This window comes from Pseudoalteromonas sp. CnMc7-15 (genome assembly GCF_022347925.1).
Taxonomy (GTDB): Bacteria; Pseudomonadota; Gammaproteobacteria; order Enterobacterales; family Alteromonadaceae; genus Pseudoalteromonas; species Pseudoalteromonas ruthenica.
Genome location: NZ_JAKRFT010000001.1, coordinates 109,028 through 125,235, shown reverse-complemented (window position 1 = coordinate 125,235; position 16,208 = coordinate 109,028). Strand labels below are relative to the sequence as shown.

Below are 16,208 nucleotides of genomic sequence, written 5' to 3'. Positions count from 1 at the left end.
CCATAGTCTCTTGTTAGGCTTGTTACCAGCTTACATTTGCTACCTTCTCCACACTTTCTCTTTGCTTTTCAATAAGTTTTACAACTTGTTCTACTGCAAGTAGGTAGTCTTTAGCGGCATTCACTGAAGGCTTAATATTAGCTTGCACAACCCTGTTACGCATTTCGTATATTTCAATTACTAATTCTTTTGTATCTCTATGCAGTAGATCGGTAGAAATAACCCTTGTATAGACATTATTTGAACTATCCATAGGATCGATCAAAATCCCCGCATCTTTACCAAACCTGAATAGAGCGCCGTCAACGTTAGCCCAGCCTTCGATAACCATTTTTACAGGATCTTTTCTAGCACTGTATATCTGCGCTAACGCAGTTTCAGTAGCTTCTAAGTCTGATTGAGAAGAAGAAGTCTCATGAGCAACAACATCCTTGGAAGCATCTAATAAACGACTTGCTTCTAGATCAAATTCCGCTTCTACAGGCCCAGCTTTCAACTTTCGCATACTAGGCAGTAGTTCAATCAGCGATTTCCTGAATACTAACCCCAAAACCAAAATTACTAATGGCCAAGCGATTGCTTCAAACACTTTGCTAATAAATGTATACACGTCCATATTATCTCGCTCTCAAAAGCCTAACGCTCACATAAACGGCGCGCGGTTTTTGCGTGTCCGGCGACCGATAGGGGGCGTATTTAATGTGCTTGTTAGGCATTTTGTCTAACAGACTCCATTAATGCTACATAGTTCTTCATGTGTTCTTCCCTAGTCATTCCAGAGCCCCACACAATTTTCAATGCTCGCAACGCTAGGAACAAGTTAAATACGGAAATTAGATACGCAATTATTGCTAGCTCCCCTATCCATGCCGCAGAGGCCAAACCTAAGCAAACATAAATCATTGCTACTAAGAAACGTCTTAACGCGGCGAAAATGGACATAACATGCTCAGCAATATCTTCAGAGGTGCCTCGCTCATGCATGCAGCGAGAGTGATAGAGAGCTTCATATGTTAGCAACTCTCTATGGGTGTTCTTATTTATCTTTCCAATGAGATCAACCGTAATATTAATAACTCTCCTACCGATCTCAAAAGCAAGCCAAAACAGACCTGAGCCAAGCGCGCCTTGAACTATCACTGGTAAATCAAGTATTTGTTGCCACATATGATGCACTCTCTTTTTCTGATGCCTAACAGCTTATTAGCGTGCATTTCGGGTTAAACCAAATAACCTTTGGCTACTGAACCACGCTAACGTTCATTTATTGTTAATAAAGTCATCAAGTTAGCAGCTGAGTGTCGCCATGTCGATACGCAGTTGTATGGTTGAAAACGCGCAATGAGATAATCGTGCCGGATTTGGCTCGTTATGCAAACAAAAAATGGCATAATTTCAATAAGTTACAGGGAGCATTGACTTATTCGTGCCTGATATTACTTTACATAACGTGCCTTGTTTTTGCTTCTTTGATGTATACCATCTATAACTGTACATATATACAGCTTATTGTGATATTGTCATGTCTTCGTCTCCATTTTTAGAATCTGTAAGGGCTGAGTTAAGAACAAGACGCTACAGCTTACGAACCGAAAAAGTCTACTTAATGTGGATAAAGGGTTTTATACTTTTTAATGATAAACAGCATCCCGCTGAGATGGGTCGCTTAGAGATAGAAAGGTTCCTTAGTCACCTCGCTATCAATCGCCAAGTAAGTGCAGCAACCCAAAATCAGGCACTATGCGCTATTATTTTTCTTTATAAATACATCATAAAGAAAGACATTAACGGTTTAAATTATTCATTTACCAAGCGGGAAAAGTCCGTCCCAACCGTGTTAACACACCAGGAGGCGAAAGCTATTATTTCGCATATGACAGGCATTCATAGGCTTATTGCTTCTTTATTGTATGGGTGTGGTTTGAGAATTAATGAGGCACTCAGTTTACGAGTTAAAGATCTTAATTTAGAAAATCATACGGTGTACATTTTTAGAGGCAAGGGTAGAAAGGACCGCTACTCACTATTACCGAAATCTCTAACCCCTTCGCTAAGGAAGCAAATTGACACTGTCAAAATTATGCATGAAAGGGATCTAGCGCAAGGTTATGGTCTAACCTCCCCCCATCTTTAATTCGAAAATATGCTAACGCGGTCAAAGATTTTTCTTGGCAATACCTGTTTCCCTCTACAACGAAGTGCGAGCATCCATACGATGGTTACATATGCCGACATCATCTTCATGAGTCGGCATTTAGAAAGCAATTGAGAAAAGCGGTGTTGGCTGCCAATATAACCAAAAGAGTAAAAGCCCATACATTTCGTCACTCATTTGCAACGCAATTATTGCAAAATGGATCCGATACCAGGACTGTCCAAGAGCTGCTTGGTCATAGCGACTTAAGAACCACTGAAATATACACTCATGTTTTAGGCACTCGGTTCAACCACACGATAAGTCCTATCGATCTATAAGGTGCGAGTTTACAAACTCATACACATGCGTTTTTTAACTGCATATGACTAGGCTTAATTAACAACAGCATAGGCGCTATTCACCCTCTATTAATACCCTTTTTCTATAATCACGTTTTTACTCTCGCTATTGTTAATTATGAAGCGTTTAGCCATTGTTACTGCCGTTCTGACTCTTGCCGCCTGTCATGTTGCTACCGCACCAAGCGGTGAATCTCCACCAGCAGACATTCCCACATCGACCCAATGTACCCAAGCTAATCTCAATGCAATTGAGCAGCTAGCCAGTACTAGCGATGGCAGCGGACACGGCCCGGATATTGGCAGTACGGAATGGGCAAACAGTGTAGAGTATCGTTTAGATATCAATAACCATGCAGATAAGCCAACACTGTTAACGCCGAAGTGGTGCCAGTGGGTGGCAAGCCAAGCGAACACCTCAGCCAGCTTTAACTGTGAGCAAGCACAAAGTGATATCGCCCGCCAAGTATGCCAGTCGCCAAGGCTGAGTGAGTTAGATGCGCAATTGGCCGACACCTTCGAAAAAGCACTGGCACAATCCGATAGTGATAAACATAAAAGCACGTTACGGGCCATGCAACGTGGTTGGATAAAAGGCCGCGATGCATGTTGGCAAGCAGATAACGTAAAACAATGCATTATTGATGCCTATCAGCATCGCAATGCCTCACTGCAAGTGCAGTATCAACTCACCACGGCTGTGGATCGCCTTCAGTATGATTGCGAGGGCAAACAGGTGAGTGTTGATTTTTATGATACCACGCCACAATTTATTGCCCTGAGCGAAGGTGAGCAACAATGGCTGATGCAGCGTGTGATTGCCGCCAGTGGCGCTAAATACCAAGGCCGCAATCAGGTTTTTTGGCAAAAAGGCGATAGTGCCTTTGTGCAATGGCAGTACAACACGCCCATGCAACAGTGCACTTTACGCTAAGCAGGCTCCGACCACACCGCAAACTCATTACCACTGGGCTCCACAAAGTGAAACCGTCGCCCGCCTGGAAAGTCGAATAACGCCGTGGAGATCTCGCCTCCCGCTTGCTCTATCTTAGCTTGGGTTTGCGCAATATCGCTGGAATAAAAAACCAATAATGCACTGCCTTTACTAGTCTGAGCATTTAAGTCGCTACGATAAAAGCCGCCATCGAGCCCTGCTCCGCTAAAGGCTGTGTAATCTGGGCCGTAGTCAGTAAATTGCCATGCAAAAACTTGGGTAAAGAATGCTTTTGTGGCCTCGAGGTCACGCGCAGGGTATTCCACATAGTTCAGCATTTCGTGATTATTTTTCATCCTTGTCGCCTGCTATAAAACAAAAAAAAGGTGCGCTAAGCATAGCGCACCTTTTTTATTGGTTCTACTGGGTTGCGTATTACCGCATTAAGGCCCTATTGGCCTTTATCTTGTTGCTCAATCTTAGCCCAAGAATCACGTAGCCCTACGGTTTGGTTAAACACCAAGTGTTCAAAGTGATCGTCACGGCAGAAATACCCCGTGCGCTCAAACTGATACCCTTTCAGGGCAGCGGCTTCGCTTAGGCTAGGCTCTAATTTGGCGTTTTTAACCACTTTTAATGACTCTGGGTTAAGGGCATCGGTAATGTCCTCTGCCGCACCTGGGTTAGGCACATTGAATAGGCGGTCGTACTGGCGCACTTCGGCTTCAATACAATGGCTGGCACTCACCCAGTGAATAACCCCTTTAACCTTGCGGCCATCGGCTGGGTTTTTGCCTAATGTTTCCGGGTCATAAGAGCAATAAATAGTGGTGATATTGCCTTGCTCGTCTTCGTCAATGCGCTCTGCTTTAATCACATAAGCATTACGTAAACGCACTTCTTTGCCTAGCACTAAGCGCTTAAACTTCTTATTCGCTTCAACACGGAAGTCTTCGCGCTCAATGAATACCTCGCGGGTAAATGGCAACTGACGCGAACCCATTTCTTCTTTGTTCGGATGATTTGGCGCATCGAGCATTTCCACTTGCTCTTGTGGGTAGTTTTCGATCACGACGCGCACCGGGTCTAATACCGCCATGGCACGTGGCGCGTTTTCATTTAAATCGTCGCGAATACAGGCTTCAAGCATACCCATTTCTACTAGGTTATCTTGCTTGGTTACACCAATGCGCTTACAGAATTCACGGATAGAGCCTGGGGTATAACCGCGTCGGCGTAGCCCGGCAATCGTTGGCATACGCGGGTCGTCCCAACCATCAACATGACCATCGACCACCAACTGATTAAGCTTACGCTTACTCATAATGGTGTACTCAAGGTTCAGTCGTGAAAACTCGATTTGCTGTGGGTGGCACTCTAGGCTGATATTATCTAACACCCAGTCGTATAAACGGCGGTTGTCTTGGAACTCCAAGGTACACAATGAGTGGGTAATGCCTTCAAGCGCATCACTAATACAATGGGTAAAGTCATACATTGGGTAAATGCACCACTTGTCACCTGTTTGGTGGTGGTGGGCAAAACGAATGCGATAAATAATCGGGTCGCGCAGCACCATAAAGGAACTGGCCATATCGATTTTGGCTCGCAGTACACACTCGCCCTCTTTGAACTCGCCGTTTTTCATTTTTTCGAATAACGCCAAGTTCTCCGCCACAGGTGTATCGCGATAAGGGCTATTTTTACCCGGCTCTTTTAACGTGCCACGGTACTCGCGAGCTTGCTCTGGTGTTAAGAAACACACATAAGCGAGGCCTTTTTCAATAAGCTCAACAGCGTACTGATACAACTTGTCAAAGTAGTTAGAAGAGTATTGAATCTCACCGCTCCACTGAAAACCCAACCAGTTCACGTCTTCTTTTATTGAGTTCACATAGTTGATGTCTTCTTTTTCTGGGTTGGTATCATCAAAACGCAAATTACACAGCCCGTTGTAGTCTTGTGCAATGCCAAAATTCAGGCAAATAGACTTAGCGTGGCCAATGTGCAAAAAGCCATTTGGCTCGGGTGGAAAACGCGTGTGCGTTTGCTGATGTTTGCCTGAGGCTAAATCTGCGTCAATGATGTTACGAATAAAGTTCGTTGGGCGATTCTCAATCTCCGCCATTGGGATACTTTCCTCTGAATTCTGCGTGACTTATAACCCACGCATTATGACAAATACTGCGCTTAACTTACAGCTTTTAGTAAGGTCACACCAGCTTTAATTCAACGGTGTTGCCGTCTGGGTCAAGAATGTATAAAGAACGACCAAAACCAGTGGCCCCGTAGCGCTCAGCGAACTGCAAAGACTGGTTTACGCCTTTGGCTTTTAAGGTGCGGATCACCGCCTGTTCGCTTGCGGCGGTGATTTGCAAGCAAAAATGCGCCAGTGGCGAGGTGCGCACCTGCACCGGTTGCTTGCTATCTAAGCTGCCCTGGGTGCTAAGAATATCAATCAGGGCCTGGCCGGCACGCAACTGATACAACCCTTCTTGCTCCATTACGCGCTCTAACTGAGCGCCAAGTACTTCCTCGTAAAATGCGCACACGCGAGGTACATCATCGGTGCGCAGCACAACATGGTCTAACCCGTGTAATTGCATTGAATGCTCCTTTTATTGATTAGGATCTAATCACTGTGCGTCACGCTAAGCTATGCTACAGAGACACTCATTACAACGCTAAAGGAGCCGTGATGCAATTGCATACTGCTGCAGATTTAATGACCCCAGCGCCGCTGACCATAACCGCTGATGCCTCGTTGCATGATGCCCATGCATTAATGCGTGAGCACAATATTCGCCATATTCCCGTCACCGATGAACACGGCACACTTATTGGCATGCTGACGCAAAAACTGATGATTGCCCAGGTGATGCGCATTATTTCAGTGTTTGGTGCACCGGCACTTGAGCGCAAAGAGAAGCAAACGCAAGTGGGCGATATCATGCTTCAAGATTTTGATACCGTGGCTCCCGGTGATGCCTTAAGTGATATCGCCGAATTTTTTCTCAATAATCGCCATGGCTGTATGCCGGTGGTTGAGGAGCAAAAACTGCTCGGCATACTCACCTCTTCAGACTTTGTGCGCCTAAGCGTTGAGCTGTTGAAAAAGTCATAAAAGTTTAATCTAGCGCAACATCGCTGACATTTATCTGCCCTACACTTGAGGCGAATTTAACAAACCTAGGAACAAGGAATAACCATGGCTTCACAGAATCAACATCGCGTTTATATACCGACCAATGCTCGCGCCAACCAGTATATTCTCGCCGAGTTTAAACCGGATGATGATTTTTACGCCTGCTTTAGCGATTATCGCAGCGCATATCAGCGCGTTGCCCGACAACTGTTCGCGTTATGTGACGATGCCGAGCTCTACAATGTGCACATGCTGGTCAACGACAAGCTGCCCATTGTGCGCTTTCATGAGGAGGCATATTGCCTAGAAACTCAACGTCAGCAGCTGTTTTTTTATAATCCGCGATATCACGAGGCTCATCAGCTACATGGCTGCTGCGAAAGCCGAGCACGCAAAGTACGGTTGCTATTCCTCGCTACAGGTGAAGACATTCGTGCTCATTCTGCCGATTTTCACCGCCGCGTTGCCAAAGTGCTAAGCGCACTGCAAGAGCAACTTCCCGGCGATGCCAATAAGTTGAAAGTGCGTGACCATCAGCACCTAACCTATGATTTGTTCGCCCGCGCCAAAGGGCATAAAGAGAGCTACGGATATAAACTTAGAGCACTGGCACCACGCTATGAAGCCCGTGGCTGCCCCTTACCCAGCCATCGCGACCTGACTTATGCGCGTTTTACTTTGCCACTCACACGGCAGTTAAAAACGCAGCTATTGGATGCCAGCGCCACGGATTACGGAAACTTTTATAGCCATATTGAAGATGCGTTTATCAGCGCCTGTGAAGCCAAGCGCCTACCGCGCCGCGCAATGGTGGCCAATGGCCGCACACCGCTTATTCGCCACCGTGATATCGACACCAGCGCTCACAATGAGGAACTGGAAAAGCTCAGCTTTGAACCCGGCAAAGGCGAAACCCAAAGTCACGTGCTCTTTGATGCCGCCAACTTGGTACAGAGCATTGACTTTGTGATTGTTGCGGGCGTCGAGGATCATCATGATATGGGCTATGGCCGCTTTATGAATCAAGTCGAGAGCGTGATCAAGGCGCTGTGTAATAGCTTACAGGTGAACCCAGAGCGCCAAGATATCAACACCCGCTTTTATCAGCACCTGAGCTACAGCCTATAACTGCACGATAAAAACATTAACAAGGCCGCTGTTGAGCGGCCTTTTTTGTTGCTTGGCTCAGCCCCTTACCAGCCTAATTTAGCGTGTTATCCCGCTCCGCAAAAAAGACTTTTTTACTCTTCATATCAACACCTTAAAAGTAAACGAGATAGTTTACCTTGCTTACATACATTCATGTATGTATATTCCTGCTCTAGTCGGTTTAATAAATTGTTCAGCTAAAGGTAGGTTATGAATGTAAAAACGCTGGTCGCAGTCACAGTACTTGCGGCGCTTAGCTTAAGTGGTTGCCAGGAGCAACCACAACAACAAGCCCAAACGGCCCCCGCTGCCGTTGAAGTCGAGGCCATAACGTTGTCGCCACAAAGTATTGACCTCAGCACCGAGCTGGTTGGCCGCACGGTCGATTTTCGTCAAGCTGAGATCCGCCCTCAAGTAAGCGGTATTTTGCAGGCGCGACTGTTCGAAGAAGGACAAATGGTGAGCAAAGGAGATGTGTTATATCGGATTGACCCCGCGCCCTACCAAGCTGAACTTGCCAGTGCCAAAGCGGCGCTCGCCAAAGCCCAAGCCAGTGTTCGCAACAGTGGCATGAAGGCTGAACGTATCAAAGGCTTATTAGGTAATAAATCGGTCAGCCAGCAAGACTATGATGATGCCGAAGCCACCTTGCTACAAGCAAAGGCCGATTTAGCAGCCGCCAAAGCCGCTGTACTGAGCGCCGAAATTAATCTTGATTACACCCAAATCCGTGCTCCCATTGACGGTCAGATTGGTCGCTCTAGTGTTACCGAAGGGGCGTTGCTGACGGCCAATCAAAGCGCTGCGCTGTCGATAATTCGCCAGCTTGACCCTATTTACGTGGATATGACGCGCGCCGCCTCCAAGTTATCTTCTTTGCGCAGTGCCATGCACCAAGGCAACCTCAGCCAAAACCCCGAGGTTAAACTGAGATTAGAGAATAACGACTGGTATGCGCTCTCGGGTGAGCTGAAGTTCTCCGAGGTAAGCGTTGACCCATCAACGTCTATGGTCACCATGCGCGCAGTGTTCCCCAACCCCAATGGTGAATTACTGCCAGGCATGTTCGTACGAGCGCAGTTAGCTACCGGCCAAGATGATGACGCCTTATTGGTACCGCAAAAAGCCATTGTGCGCACGCCCAAAGGTGAGGCCACGGTAATGGTGGTCAGCAAAGAAGGCACGGCGCAAACTCGCGTAGTGGAGCTCGGTCAAGAGATAAACCAAAGCTGGCAAGTCCACTCCGGTCTACAAGCCGGTGACCAAGTAATTGTCGCCGGGCTGCAAAAGGTTCGCCCCGGTAGCAAAGTGACAGTGGCAAAACAGGGCACGGGGGCATAATTTATGGCTAATTTTTTCATTGGCCGGCCTATTTTCGCTTGGGTGATCGCCATCGTGATCATGCTTGCGGGCCTGCTATCGGTAAAACAGCTGCCCGTTGAGCAATACCCTAAGGTTGCGCCACCAGCGGTCAGCATTAATGCCAGCTACCCTGGTGCCACCGCACAAACAGCTGAAAACGCCATCACTCAGGTGATAGAGCAAGCCATGAACGGCTTGGACAACCTCATGTATATGTCGTCACAAAGTGATTCAGTGGGCAATGTCAGCCTGACACTCACCTTTGAAACCGGCACTGACCCCGATATTGCTCAGGTTCAGGTGCAAAACAAACTGCAACGGGCAATTCCTCTGTTACCGCAAGAAGTGCAACAGCAAGGGGTTTCGGTGGCCAAGTCTAATGGCAGTTTCTTAATGGTTATTGGCTTTATCTCCGAAGATGGCTCGATGAACCGCGAAGACATCGCCGACTATGTGGTTTCTAATGTTAAAGACCCAATTAGCCGCACCCCAGGGGTGGGCAATGTCACTGTATTCGGCAGCCAGTATGCCATGCGTATCTGGCTTGATGCGCAAAAGCTCAACCAGTATCAACTGACCCCCACCGATGTCACCGCTGCCATTAAAGTGCAGAATAATCAGGTGACAGCCGGACAGCTTGGCGGCGCCCCGGCGTTACCCGGGCAGCAATACAATGCCGCCATCACCGCACAAAGCCGCCTCAGTAACCCAGAAGAATTTGGCCAAATTCTATTGCGGGTTAACGAAGATGGTTCACGAGTGCAGCTTAAAGATGTGGCTCGCGTTGAGCTCGGCGGTGAAGACTATTCCGTTATGGCGCGCTATAACGGCATGCAAGCAACGGGGATCGCCATCGAGTTGGCCACCGGAGCCAATGCCCTCGATACCGCCGAAGCGGTGCGCGCTCGCCTTGACGAACTAAAGCCTTATTTCCCGGAAGGGCTAAAGATTGAAGTGCCCTACGACACCACGCCGTTCGTTGAGCTTTCTATCAGCTCGGTGGTGCAAACACTGTTTGAAGCCGTGCTATTAGTGTTTGTGGTGATGTATTTGTTCTTGCAGAACTTCCGCGCCACCTTAATTCCGACCCTAGCGATTCCTGTGGTCTTGCTTGGTACCTTTGGCATTATGTCGGCGATGGGCTTTTCGATAAACACCCTCACCATGTTTGGTATGGTGCTGGCCATCGGCTTATTAGTGGATGATGCCATTGTTGTGGTCGAGAACGTTGAACGGGTCATGAGCGAGGAAGGATTAGGCCCTGTGGAAGCAACGCGCAAATCCATGGGACAAATCACCGGTGCCTTGGTGGGCATAGGCTTGGTGCTCTCTGCCGTATTTGTGCCGATGGCCTTTTTTGGCGGCGCAACCGGGGCTATCTATAAGCAGTTCTCTATTACCATCGTTTCGGCCATGGCGTTATCGGTGTTGGTGGCGATTATTTTCACGCCGGCCCTGTGTGCCACCATTTTGAAACCCATCAAAGGCGACCATTTGGAAAAAGGTGGCTTCTTCGGCTGGTTTAACCGTACCTTTGATCGCTCTAACGATGGTTACCAAGGGGCAGTAGGTGGCCTGCTTAAGCGTCCGGTGCGCTCAATGGCGTTATATGGCGCGATTATCGCAGTGATGGCATTGATGTTTGCCCGCCTGCCCTCGTCATTCTTGCCCGATGAGGACCAAGGTATCTTTTTAACCATGGTGCAGCTGCCAAGTGGTGCCAGCCAAGAGCGTACCGAAGAAATAATGACTAAGGTCGCCGATTATTATCACGGCGAAGACTCAGTGCGCTCGGTGTTCACCGTCAGCGGCTTTAGCTTTGCCGGACGTGGACAAAACGTCGGCCTTGCCTTTGTGCGCCTAAAAGATTGGAGTGAGCGCGACGACAGCCAAAGCGTACAGGCCACTATCGGCCGGGCGATGGGGTATTTTTCTACCATTAAAGAGGCGCAAATTTTTGCCTTTAACTTGCCTCCTATTCAAGAGCTAGGACAAGCCACTGGCTTCAACCTGTTCTTGCAAGATAGGGGCGCCTTAGGCCATGACGCGCTACTGCAGGCCCGCAATCAACTGCTGGGAATGGCGGCGCAGCGCCCTGAGCTGATGGCTGTGCGCCCTAACGGCATGGAAGATGCGGCGCAGTTACAAGTGGATATCGACCAGCTTAAAGCGCAAGCGTTAGGAGTCTCAATTAGCGAGATAAACCAAGCATTGTCTATCGGCTGGGGCTCGCGTTACGTCAATGACTTCACCGACCGAGGCCGTGTTAAAAAGGTTTATGTGCAAGCCGATGCCGAGTACCGCATGACCCCGGAAGATTTAAGCCATTGGTATGTGCGCAATAACGAAGGTGAAATGGTGTCCTTTGATACCTTTGCCACCAGCCGCTGGGTATATGGCCCGCAACGCTTAGAGCGTTACAACGGCATCTCAGCCATGGAAATTCAAGGTCAGCCAGCACCGGGATACAGCTCCGGCGTGGCGATGCAAACCATGGCCGAGTTGGTTGCTCAATTGCCACCGGGCATTGACTTTGAATGGACCGGCACCTCTTACCAAGAGAAAATGTCTGGCTCCCAGGCGCCGATGCTCTATGCGTTGTCGATTTTGGTGGTGTTCTTATGTTTAGCCGCCCTTTACGAGAGCTGGGCAATTCCATTTTCGGTGATTATGGTGGTGCCGCTGGGGATCATCGGTGCGCTCAGTGCCGCCTTTTTGTTCGGTCTTCAGAACGACGTGTATTTCCAAGTGGGCTTGCTAACCACCATGGGCTTGGCATCGAAAAACGCGATTCTCATCGTCGAATTTGCCAAAGATTTACAGCAACAGGGTCGCTCGGTGATCAACGCCACGCTCGAAGCCGTGCGCTTGCGTTTACGACCCATCATCATGACCTCACTGGCGTTCTCGCTCGGGGTTTTGCCATTGGCGATAAGCTCTGGATCCGGCTCAGCCAGTCGCAATGCCATTGGTATTGGCGTCCTTGGCGGCATGCTCAGTGCTACCTTCTTGGCTATCTTTTTAGTTCCCGTGTTTTATCTCGTGGTGCAAAAGCTCTTTGTTCGAAAGTAACTGCACCCAACCCCAAAGCCGGACTTTTTAGTCCGGCTTTTTTATGCCTAAAAACAAAGTATCAAGGAGGGCTTGCGCTTGCTCAATAAGGTCAATATAACCTGGGTGTTGCAGGAATTTACTGATAAGGCCACCGACGAGAGAGTTCATCGCCGCTGCCGCGACTCGCGGCTCAATTGCGGGGTTAAGCTCACCATTTTCCAATGCTCTGGCGAACGCCTGCGTGAGCGTGTCCTGCACTTCTTGATTGAGTTGCTCTTGTTGCTGTACTGCGGGGTTAAGCTCATCAACATATTCACAGCGATGGAACACCACCGTTAGCACGCGATGATACTGGGGGTCTTGTTGCACTATCACCAAGGCGCGATGCATCACGTCTTTTATTTGCGCCAAAGCGCTCAGATCATTGGCACTTTGCAGTTCACTGAGCATTTGTCGAAACGGCAGACGAATACGGTCTAACATGGCGTTGAACAGATCGGCTTTGTTGTCAAAATGCCAATAGATTGCGCCGCGCGTGACGCCTGCGGCGCTGGCGATGTGTGCCAAGGTGGTACGTGACACACCATGCTGGTAAAACTGATGCTCAGCGGCATCTAAGATAGCACTGCGGGTTTGTTCGGCATCAGCCTTCGAACGCCTGACCATGGCCTTGCTCGATTAAGAAATAATGATCGCAATATTAACATAGTTGCTACCTGAACCAACAGCCATCGCGGTGTTATCGATACTCCAGCCGGGCGGTTAGGCGATTAAATAACCTGGGAAAAAAACGCTTGATGGTGGGTGCCCAATAACTTAAGCCTTGGCCAATCACCACTTCTTGCTTTTGCTTTTCAATCGCGGTGATGATTTCTTGCACACAGGCGCTTACCGGCATACCGTTTTCAATCGACTGTTCACTGTGATTTTGCGCCACCCCTTTCTCGTTTAAGGAGTTATGAGCAATGCGGGTTTGCACCGAGCCAGGACACACGGTGAGGCAATGAATGCCGTCAGCGGCAAGCTCAGCGCGAATGCAATCCATAAAGCCGACCACCGCATATTTGGAGCCGGAATAACCGGAGCGAAACTTAGAGCCCACTTTGCCCGCGACGCTGCTGATTGCCACGATCATCCCCTGCTTTCGGGCCTGCATTTGCGCAACCACCAGTTTAGTCAGGGCCACAGTGCCAAAGTAGTTGACCGCCATTAATTGCTGGTAAGTAGCAAAGTCGGTGTCGGCAAACAAGCTACGTTGCGACACCCCGCCATTATTAATCAAAATATCAATATCACCGATGGCTGCAAGCTGCTCGGGGAGCTCTTTGAGTAGGCTCTCAGCGGCGCTCAAATCCAAAGGTAAGACAACATGTCCCTGCCCCACCAAGCTATTTTTCACCTGCTCAAGGGCTTGCTCGTTGCGCGCCGATAACACCAGCTTAGCGCCTTTGGCTGCAAGTTGTTTAGCCAGCTCCTCACCAATGCCCGATGATGCGCCGCTTAACCACACCCGTTTGCCATCTAAGTTCATTTTATCGCTCCTGCTTGGTGTTCAATTTGCGCTTGCAGCTCTTTGCAAAGCCCCATTAAAAATAAGGCTTCAACGACAACAAATAAGGGCCCAATAACCAAGCCGATTAAATCATCCACAAAGGCAGGTTTTTTGCCCTCGTAATAGTGACCGACAAATTGAAATACCCAGCCCACGACGAATAATCCGATACCAATGGACAGCCACAGCCACGTGCTAAGCATCGCCACGGGCGCAGCCCCGAGCAAACCCAGCACCAACAGTGCGCTCATTAGCAGGCCCAGCCTGAGGGATAGCTTTAAATAGTAAAGGCAGGTAATACTCACGACCAACACAGCTGGGGTGAGGCTGAGCGCTAAAACGGTAAAACTCGGGCGAGAGAGTAGCACCAGCAAGGCATACACGATTAAGGGTATGCCGATAAAATGGGTGTATATATTACGTTTATCACGATGATAACGAGCGTAATTACTTAATTGGGTAACCAAGGTTTTCATGGTGTTAGCACCTTTTTTATTATTAACCTTGTGCTCAGTTTAGAGTAAAACCCCTAACTTGCCTATATTTTTGGCTCGTCTCGCTCGCCCTCATCAAGATTGCCCGTGGCATGGGTATTCATGCGTACTAAATTGGGCTTGCGCTCACTCGCAGCGGCGCTCTTTAATGGTCCCTGCCCCGGTGGAGAATTAGGCTCATCGGACACTGGCTCACCGTTTTTAAAGGGCTGGATCATATTGGCATACTGTTCAATGAGCCGATGCATTCCCTCTGGTGCTTCACAACGCGTAAACTGCATCTCCACATCAACAATATCGGTTCGCCGGCGGTTGCTGTCGCTGGTTTTCGGCGAAAGGTTCACCTTGAATGCCACTCGCTCGGCATTGAAACCGTCCACTTGGTGCGTCGCCCGTTTCAACTCGCTTTCACTGATTTGAATCGACATATCAAAACGCATTTTGTCTAAGGCTATGCCTTGCGGCTGTACTAAAGCAATAAGCGGCACATACATATCGTGTTGCTCGTCGACTTGCACTTTCACCATTTTCGCCGCTAGCGAGCCATCCTCTTGAGTATCAAAGAACTGCTGCAATTGCATCACATATTGTTGCGATATCATGGTCCCGGTGGTGTTCACCGCATGGTGGATCCCCCGAGTGATGTCGGTGAGCATTTGCGCATTCATCTTTTCTTTGCCAAACATCATAAGTCCTTACTATCAATGACATTGGGAGTGCGCAGCCGCTGTAATAACTCAGTGTTAAGAAAATGACTTTGAGCATGCAGCTGCACGTTAACATAGGCACGCGTATCACCTGCGCGCCCAGAGTGCTCGGAATGTAACAGCACCACATTGGTCTGTTTGGTGTGACAGTGCGTAGACCAATACCGGCTTGGTATTGGCCACAATGCACTGATGGCCTGCCAGCACCGCCGCCAAGCATTTTTTAGTTGCACTTTAGCCGCCACCCTTTTTACCATCTTTATCGGAAGGCGGTGCGATTTCAGCTTTCGTGTCCGCAGGTAAGGCATCAGTAGCAGAGGGTTTACCCTCACCAATAACCACGGGCTTGGTAGCCGCATCGGTGAGAAAATCAATAACCCGCATTAATGCTTCAGGCGGTCCTTGGCGTTTTACTGCGGTATGAATTGAATATTTAGCTCGGGTATCGGTTTTACGGGTTTGCTCGGACTTATGAGACACCTTGCCATGCACTTTAACCGAGAATGGACCCCAGCCCATTTTTGCCTCAAAGCCACCCTCACCACTGGTTTCGCTGTGGCTTTCTTCTGATTGTGTCACTTCCAGTTCAAAGTCAATTGACCCTTCTTCGACACAAATATTGGGGTGGGTGATTGCTGCAAGTAGCGGCACCCGCATAGTTTTACGTATGGTGCCCTTGAAGTTACCTTCGGTGTCCACTTGGGTTTCATCGTATTCGAACTCAACGTTCACCGCCTTGCCATCTTTAATGCACACGGTCATCAAAAATTCGGCGTAAGCCCGACTTGCCTGTACTTGGGCGGTGATCATTGCATGCAATGGCCCCCCTATCATGCGATCCAATGGCAGGGCATTAATTACCGAGCCAACGAGTCCTGTATCGATAGCCATAGTTCTCTCCTTTTGTTCCTATTTGCGCTATTGCCATTAAAAACTAGGAGTCGCTGGCTTAACTCGTGCTCTTATGTAAGCCCTTGTAATAAAAGTAGCGCCGGATAAGCATAAAGATCACCGTGGCGCCGATGACGGCTGACATCAGGTGGTGTATCAGTAAGTGGCCGACAATAAAGGCCGGGATATCGTCGAAGGAGTCGATCAGCAGCAGCTTGAGTATGAGCGCCACATAAACGCTAAGATGCAAAAGAAGCGCGACTTTAAATAACCGCCTAAACCCTTGCTTCATACTCGGATGAATAGCCACCACTCCCAAGCGCAGCAGTAGCCATGCGCACAGCGCAATGGCCATGGAAACCACACCTAACCCCAATAAAGAGGTTTTAATAAGCACCACCGCTAAAATGACATAAAACCACAT

19 protein-coding genes are annotated in these 16,208 nt (G+C 48.6%); 7 read left to right on the top strand and 12 right to left on the bottom strand.

Annotated elements, in window-relative coordinates; all coding sequences use genetic code 11:
- Positions 1–22: 22 nt before the first annotated feature.
- Entirely contained in the window at positions 23–616 is a 594-nt protein-coding gene (locus MHM95_RS00575) for a hypothetical protein (protein ID WP_239383920.1), read from the bottom strand.
- A gap of 92 nt (positions 617–708) precedes the next feature.
- On the bottom strand, positions 709–1,167 hold the full coding sequence (locus tag MHM95_RS00570) for a hypothetical protein (RefSeq protein WP_239383919.1): 459 nt from the start codon (positions 1,165–1,167) through the stop codon (positions 709–711).
- 355 nt (positions 1,168–1,522) lie between these two features.
- On the opposite strand from MHM95_RS00570, the gene MHM95_RS18760 reads away from it, so the two are divergent.
- The 3 genes from MHM95_RS18760 (at position 1,523) to MHM95_RS00560 (ending at position 3,430) form a co-directional block, all read left to right on the top strand.
- The gene (locus MHM95_RS18760) at positions 1,523–2,134 is read left to right on the top strand and encodes a phage integrase N-terminal SAM-like domain-containing protein (protein ID WP_275441873.1); all 612 of its coding nucleotides are present in this window, start codon (positions 1,523–1,525) and stop codon (positions 2,132–2,134) included.
- Entirely contained in the window at positions 2,134–2,475 is a 342-nt protein-coding gene (locus MHM95_RS18755) for a tyrosine-type recombinase/integrase (RefSeq protein WP_343224292.1), read from the top strand. The genes MHM95_RS18760 and MHM95_RS18755 overlap by 1 nt, the downstream gene beginning before the upstream one ends.
- 139 nt (positions 2,476–2,614) lie before the next feature.
- Positions 2,615–3,430, top strand: coding sequence for an MliC family protein (locus MHM95_RS00560; RefSeq protein WP_239383918.1), 816 nt, complete (start codon positions 2,615–2,617; stop codon positions 3,428–3,430).
- Here the strand turns inward: MHM95_RS00560 and MHM95_RS00555 are convergent.
- The 3 genes from MHM95_RS00555 to MHM95_RS00545 form a co-directional block, all read right to left on the bottom strand.
- A complete protein-coding gene (locus MHM95_RS00555; RefSeq protein WP_022944011.1) occupies positions 3,427–3,786 on the bottom strand; it encodes a VOC family protein in 360 nt (119 codons plus the stop codon). The genes MHM95_RS00560 and MHM95_RS00555 overlap by 4 nt on opposite strands.
- A 95-nt stretch (positions 3,787–3,881) precedes the next feature.
- Positions 3,882–5,558, bottom strand: a complete 1,677-nt coding sequence (glnS, locus tag MHM95_RS00550) for a glutamine--tRNA ligase (protein WP_022944012.1) — start codon at positions 5,556–5,558, stop codon at positions 3,882–3,884.
- 85 nt (positions 5,559–5,643) lie between these two features.
- On the bottom strand, positions 5,644–6,036 hold the full coding sequence (locus MHM95_RS00545; RefSeq protein WP_239383917.1) for a VOC family protein: 393 nt from the start codon (positions 6,034–6,036) through the stop codon (positions 5,644–5,646).
- Between the two features lie 92 nt (positions 6,037–6,128).
- On the opposite strand from MHM95_RS00545, the gene MHM95_RS00540 reads away from it, so the two are divergent.
- The 4 genes from MHM95_RS00540 (at position 6,129) to MHM95_RS00525 (ending at position 12,158) form a co-directional block, all read left to right on the top strand.
- Entirely contained in the window at positions 6,129–6,554 is a 426-nt protein-coding gene (locus MHM95_RS00540; RefSeq protein ID WP_239383916.1) for a CBS domain-containing protein, read from the top strand.
- Between the two features lie 84 nt (positions 6,555–6,638).
- Positions 6,639–7,703 carry a DUF3083 family protein gene (locus MHM95_RS00535; RefSeq protein ID WP_022944015.1) on the top strand — a complete coding sequence of 355 codons (1,065 nt, stop codon included), beginning with the start codon at positions 6,639–6,641 and terminating at the stop codon, positions 7,701–7,703.
- Between the two features lie 231 nt (positions 7,704–7,934).
- Complete coding sequence (locus tag MHM95_RS00530) at positions 7,935–9,065, top strand: efflux RND transporter periplasmic adaptor subunit (protein WP_239383915.1); 1,131 nt, start codon at positions 7,935–7,937, stop codon at positions 9,063–9,065.
- A 3-nt stretch (positions 9,066–9,068) separates the two neighbouring features.
- Positions 9,069–12,158, top strand: coding sequence for an efflux RND transporter permease subunit (locus MHM95_RS00525; RefSeq protein WP_239383914.1), 3,090 nt, complete (start codon positions 9,069–9,071; stop codon positions 12,156–12,158).
- Between the two features lie 27 nt (positions 12,159–12,185).
- Here MHM95_RS00525 and MHM95_RS00520 read toward each other — a convergent pair whose 3' ends face one another.
- The 7 genes from MHM95_RS00520 to MHM95_RS00490 form a co-directional block, all read right to left on the bottom strand.
- Positions 12,186–12,806 (bottom strand): TetR family transcriptional regulator, encoded by a 621-nt coding sequence (locus tag MHM95_RS00520; protein WP_239383913.1) that lies wholly within the window; start codon positions 12,804–12,806, stop codon positions 12,186–12,188.
- 73 nt (positions 12,807–12,879) lie between these two features.
- Entirely contained in the window at positions 12,880–13,671 is a 792-nt protein-coding gene (locus MHM95_RS00515; RefSeq protein WP_022946210.1) for an SDR family oxidoreductase, read from the bottom strand.
- On the bottom strand, positions 13,668–14,168 hold the full coding sequence (locus MHM95_RS00510) for an Mpo1-like protein (RefSeq protein WP_235419089.1): 501 nt from the start codon (positions 14,166–14,168) through the stop codon (positions 13,668–13,670). Before MHM95_RS00510 ends, MHM95_RS00515 begins: the two co-directional genes overlap by 4 nt.
- A gap of 62 nt (positions 14,169–14,230) precedes the next feature.
- Positions 14,231–14,875 carry a DUF2589 domain-containing protein gene (locus MHM95_RS00505; protein WP_081604450.1) on the bottom strand — a complete coding sequence of 215 codons (645 nt, stop codon included), beginning with the start codon at positions 14,873–14,875 and terminating at the stop codon, positions 14,231–14,233.
- Positions 14,872–15,126: a hypothetical protein gene (locus tag MHM95_RS00500; protein ID WP_157795519.1), complete on the bottom strand. Its 255-nt coding sequence runs from the start codon at positions 15,124–15,126 to the stop codon at positions 14,872–14,874. Before MHM95_RS00500 ends, MHM95_RS00505 begins: the two co-directional genes overlap by 4 nt.
- A gap of 1 nt (position 15,127) precedes the next feature.
- A complete protein-coding gene (locus MHM95_RS00495) occupies positions 15,128–15,784 on the bottom strand; it encodes a DUF2589 domain-containing protein (protein WP_212747941.1) in 657 nt (218 codons plus the stop codon).
- 58 nt (positions 15,785–15,842) lie between these two features.
- Entirely contained in the window at positions 15,843–16,208 is a 366-nt protein-coding gene (locus MHM95_RS00490; protein WP_239383912.1) for a hypothetical protein, read from the bottom strand.

What these genes read in the sequence shown, in the direction of transcription:
- glnS (WP_022944012.1), bottom strand. Translation starts at nt 5,558, where the DNA reads ATGGCGGAGATTGAGAATCGCCCAACGAACTTTATTCGTAACATCATT.
- MHM95_RS00505 (WP_081604450.1), bottom strand. Translation starts at nt 14,875, where the DNA reads ATGATGTTTGGCAAAGAAAAGATGAATGCGCAAATGCTCACCGACATC.
- MHM95_RS00510 (WP_235419089.1), bottom strand. Translation starts at nt 14,168, where the DNA reads ATGAAAACCTTGGTTACCCAATTAAGTAATTACGCTCGTTATCATCGT.
- MHM95_RS00570 (WP_239383919.1), bottom strand. Translation starts at nt 1,167, where the DNA reads ATGTGGCAACAAATACTTGATTTACCAGTGATAGTTCAAGGCGCGCTT.
- MHM95_RS00525 (WP_239383914.1), top strand. Translation starts at nt 9,069, where the DNA reads ATGGCTAATTTTTTCATTGGCCGGCCTATTTTCGCTTGGGTGATCGCC.
- MHM95_RS00575 (WP_239383920.1), bottom strand. Translation starts at nt 616, where the DNA reads ATGGACGTGTATACATTTATTAGCAAAGTGTTTGAAGCAATCGCTTGG.
- MHM95_RS18760 (WP_275441873.1), top strand. Translation starts at nt 1,523, where the DNA reads ATGTCTTCGTCTCCATTTTTAGAATCTGTAAGGGCTGAGTTAAGAACA.
- MHM95_RS00490 (WP_239383912.1), bottom strand. Translation starts at nt 16,208, where the DNA reads ATGTGGTTTTATGTCATTTTAGCGGTGGTGCTTATTAAAACCTCTTTA.
- MHM95_RS00495 (WP_212747941.1), bottom strand. Translation starts at nt 15,784, where the DNA reads ATGGCTATCGATACAGGACTCGTTGGCTCGGTAATTAATGCCCTGCCA.
- MHM95_RS00540 (WP_239383916.1), top strand. Translation starts at nt 6,129, where the DNA reads ATGCAATTGCATACTGCTGCAGATTTAATGACCCCAGCGCCGCTGACC.
- MHM95_RS00555 (WP_022944011.1), bottom strand. Translation starts at nt 3,786, where the DNA reads ATGAAAAATAATCACGAAATGCTGAACTATGTGGAATACCCTGCGCGT.
- MHM95_RS00515 (WP_022946210.1), bottom strand. Translation starts at nt 13,671, where the DNA reads ATGAACTTAGATGGCAAACGGGTGTGGTTAAGCGGCGCATCATCGGGC.
- MHM95_RS00545 (WP_239383917.1), bottom strand. Translation starts at nt 6,036, where the DNA reads ATGCAATTACACGGGTTAGACCATGTTGTGCTGCGCACCGATGATGTA.
- MHM95_RS00520 (WP_239383913.1), bottom strand. Translation starts at nt 12,806, where the DNA reads ATGGTCAGGCGTTCGAAGGCTGATGCCGAACAAACCCGCAGTGCTATC.
- MHM95_RS00535 (WP_022944015.1), top strand. Translation starts at nt 6,639, where the DNA reads ATGGCTTCACAGAATCAACATCGCGTTTATATACCGACCAATGCTCGC.
- MHM95_RS00530 (WP_239383915.1), top strand. Translation starts at nt 7,935, where the DNA reads ATGAATGTAAAAACGCTGGTCGCAGTCACAGTACTTGCGGCGCTTAGC.
- MHM95_RS00560 (WP_239383918.1), top strand. Translation starts at nt 2,615, where the DNA reads ATGAAGCGTTTAGCCATTGTTACTGCCGTTCTGACTCTTGCCGCCTGT.